This is a genomic window from Vibrio sp. 10N.239.311.G01 (genome assembly GCF_041465805.1).
GTDB lineage: Bacteria > Pseudomonadota > Gammaproteobacteria > Enterobacterales > Vibrionaceae > Vibrio > Vibrio crassostreae_C.
On record NZ_JBFSRM010000058.1, the window covers coordinates 1 to 3571 of the forward strand.

Annotated in this window: 3 protein-coding genes; 2 read left to right on the top strand and 1 reads right to left on the bottom strand. The window is 38.2% G+C overall.

The features are described 5' to 3' along the window. The first annotated feature begins 41 nt into the window (after positions 1 to 41). A complete protein-coding gene (locus AB6D06_RS22265) occupies positions 42 to 116 on the top strand; it encodes a hypothetical protein (RefSeq protein ID WP_372111893.1) in 75 nt (24 codons plus the stop codon). 287 nt (positions 117 to 403) lie between these two features. On the opposite strand, the gene AB6D06_RS22270 is transcribed toward AB6D06_RS22265, so the two are convergent. After that, a complete protein-coding gene (locus AB6D06_RS22270) occupies positions 404 to 1213 on the bottom strand; it encodes a class I SAM-dependent methyltransferase (protein WP_102458428.1) in 810 nt (269 codons plus the stop codon). Positions 1214 to 2123: 910 nt separating this feature from the next. On the opposite strand from AB6D06_RS22270, the gene AB6D06_RS22275 reads away from it, so the two are divergent. After that, entirely contained in the window at positions 2124 to 2543 is a 420-nt protein-coding gene (locus tag AB6D06_RS22275; protein ID WP_102458427.1) for a hypothetical protein, read from the top strand. The last annotated feature ends 1028 nt before the right edge of the window (positions 2544 to 3571 follow it).

Genomic DNA, 3571 nt, shown 5'->3' on the forward strand with positions numbered 1-3571 from the left:
CCTCGAAAGAGAACAACGAACTCCGTCAGCAAGTCAGCAACTTGAGCAGGCAAGTAGAGAGCTTGAGCGCGCATCTCCTGCAGTTGGAAAAGCGTTACAACGAGAACAATCGATAGGTCTTGACCGTGAGATAGGTGATCGCGGAATGAGTTTGTAATAAATGGCGCGTTGGTTGTGTTTTAAGGGTGAAATCAAACTTGATTTTCATATCCTGTAAATCGGCCATAAAGCGTCACAAACTTACAAGGCACTATGGAAGTATATTGCCTTGATCAGGTGTCCTAAATCGCAACTAGGAGCTTTTGAGGGGCTCTGTGGACTGTTTTTGATAGCTAACTCGCCCGTTTAACATAATAGGAATAATGAACACCAGATTTCTAACGCCAAGCATTGCGAATCACTCTTAAACAGTTTGATAACTGACTTTTCTAGCTACCACTAAGCCATGATTGCTTGACCCCAATAAAGTTGGTTCATCACAATTTATTAAGTGATAGTCTAACCAAGTTTGATATTGAGATGGCGTAAAGTTATTTACACCGTTAGATATATAGCGTCCAAAACCATCTGTCGCAGAGTGTCCGATAACACTAAAACCTTTGTCTTGTACCAAACTTTCCACTTCAGTTGGTGTGGCAAAGTACCCTATGTTGAAAAATCTATCTGCTTTCGAGTTTGAAACTGTGCCATGTTTATTTAGCTCAATTAGTACCTCTGGGGTTACTAGTTCTGGAAATTGCTGAGCGAACAGTCCCGCTACAAAAAAACGAGATATGTAGGCAACTGCTAACACTCCATTCGGCTTCAAAATTCGCAATGCTTCATTGATCGCCAGCTCTCTCTCATGTTGAGTTTTCAAATGGTAAAGAGGGCCTAGGATTACACAAAGATCTTGAGAGTTGCTTTCGATAAATGGCACTTCACATGCATTACCTTCAAACACTTTTAATTCGATGCCCTCAGATTTTGCTTTGGTGTTTAAAATATCGACTTGGTCAGGCACAAGCTCTACAGCTGTTACATCACAGCCCATTTTTGCAAAAGTCAAAGAATAGCGTCCTGTAGCTGCTCCCAACTCACACACCGATTTACCATTTGACAAATAAGGCATTAGTTTATGCATTGTTGTGTCAAACTCTAGCTGTGTGATGTACTGTCGAGTTAGCCTTTCATCTTCATTCGCCCCCGTATACTGGGCTATAAGCTCTTCCAATGTTAATACTCCTTTTACCAGTTAAAGCTTTCTATACGGCGAGATGCAGTATTTATACGTTGATTTATGCCTATTTAACCTTTCATGGTCAATATAAAATCAAAGACTTAAAACGTTTTTTTGAATTTTAGATGGCTACATTTATTCTAATGTGAGGAATTGAATTTAACGTAACTGCACTTAGTGCGAAGTGAGATTTAGACACAAGAACGGCTCCCGATTAGGAGCCGTTCTTCGTTGCGCAGATGAATCCTAGCTAAGGTAACAGAATCTTAATGCTCTGGTTGTCTATTGATGACGTTGTTAGATAAATACCTTTTAATTCGGAGGCTTTTTTGTCAAAGGAATAAAAACGTATCATTGCTGCTTTATGAGTATAGTTCAGATTTAAGACGTGTACATTTTCCCCTTGTTTAACGTAACGCCACTTAGTGCGAACTGAGATTTAGACACAAGAACGGCTCCCATATGGGAGCCGTTCTTCGTTGCGCAGGTGAATCCTAGCTAAGGTAACAGAATCTTAATGCTCTGGTTGTCTATTGATGACGTTGTTAGATAAATGCCTTTTAATTCGGAGGCTTTTTTGTCAAAGGAATGAAAACGTATCATTGCTGCTTTATGAGTATAGTTCAGATTTAAGATGTGTACATTTTCCCCTTGTTTAACGTAACGCCACTTAATCAACACCTATTCTTCAAGTTTGGTTTAGCTACAACCCCAAATTTTGCGAATCACTCTTGAACAACCGTTTGTTAGCTTTTGGTTGCACAAGCTTCTTGATCTTCAAATGGTTCTCGATTTGCCACTCATCATGCAAAACATCATTTCCCAAAAACCAGAGTTAGATACGAGAGCGCCATCCTGTAAGTGTTCTATATTTAAATATATTGTCTTGGCTTTTGGTGACTGCATGGTGAAAATTGCATTTGTTTTTTTGCTTTGTTTCCTTTCTGGATACGTTGAGGCTGAGACGAAGTTGAGAGAGTGGCGAGCCAATGGAGGTAATGAAGAAGTAGTTTATTACCTAAAAGTTTCTAGTGTATTTCAACTTTACACTGTGTCTCCTGAAAGTGTAACTCTAACAATGGTAGGTATGCCTGAGGAACTCTGTTCTTCAACATCATTTTTGTTTCAAGGGCAACTGATAGGAATCGAAAGTTCATTTGAAAACTCAAGGTGTATTCATAGAGCCCTCTCTCAGAGGGCTCGTGATTTTATTATAGATGGTTTAATCAATAACAGTGTTGTTGAGTGGGATGGAGTTAGGTTGACAACACTAGGATTTTCTAAAGCGTTTTTAAGCATGGGGAAAGAAGATTTTATTCTTTAAGGATTAACTCGTTCGCTAAATGAAGTTCAAAATAAAGCTCGTTATTTATGTGTAAAATCGGCCCTCTATTCACTACAAAGAGCATTTTAAGTGGCGAATTTCTAGTAGCCATTGATGGTTTAGTGTGATTTTTTTAGCATTGTGATTTAGGACATCAAATGCTTTGATTATGAAAAAAAATTTATCATTAACGATGAGGATTTTTTTTTATGTAACAGTCAACATGAAAAGATAATCAATATGCAATTTATTGTTTTCGTTGGATTAATGCCGCTTAAACACTATTTCTGTGGATAAAAATGTATTGATTTAACGTAACGGCACTTAGTGCGAATCCAGATTTACACCTATTTTATCTAGAATCTTAGCGTTTGATCATTACAAAAAAATCATGTGTCCCTAGGTCCGTCGGGGTAAATTGCTTTCGCGTTATTAAAGCTAATAGAATTAAATTGACTATGTTGTAATTTATTTATTATTTCAGGGTTCAGTTCTTCGCGGTTAAAGCTGCAAAAAAGGTGGAGTCCTTCTGCGTCTTTATCGAAGAGTAAACTTTCTAGGCTATTTATGTTTTCGACATGCATCAGAGTCGGGTAATTTGATTCATTCATACGGTAGGCCTTATAAATGTTGGTTAACAATAGCCTAGGCAGTGAATCGCTAGTTTGAAAAGACAATAATGGAAGTGGAAAACACCCCACTATGCAACTGGTTGATTTTGTGGGGGGGGAGATCCACTTACTCAATATTTTTGTGGATAAAAATGTATCAATTTAACGTAACAGCACTTAGTGCGCATCGAGATTCAGATACAAAAAAGCCTCCCTAATGGGAGGCTTTTTTGTTTGTTCTTGCTCAACAACAGAAGTTTGTCGTTGAGACTTCAGGGATTTAGATTTAATCTTAACCCCAGATGTGAAAAAACCAGCTTTGGCGAGCTGGTTTATTTCGGAATACTTAAACGATTTCAGAACCCGTTAAGTCCTTTCATGATAGCTATATCACGCAAGCACTTCAAGTACTCCTGC

What these genes read in the sequence shown, in the direction of transcription:
- AB6D06_RS22275 (WP_102458427.1), top strand. Translation starts at nt 2,124, where the DNA reads ATGGTGAAAATTGCATTTGTTTTTTTGCTTTGTTTCCTTTCTGGATAC.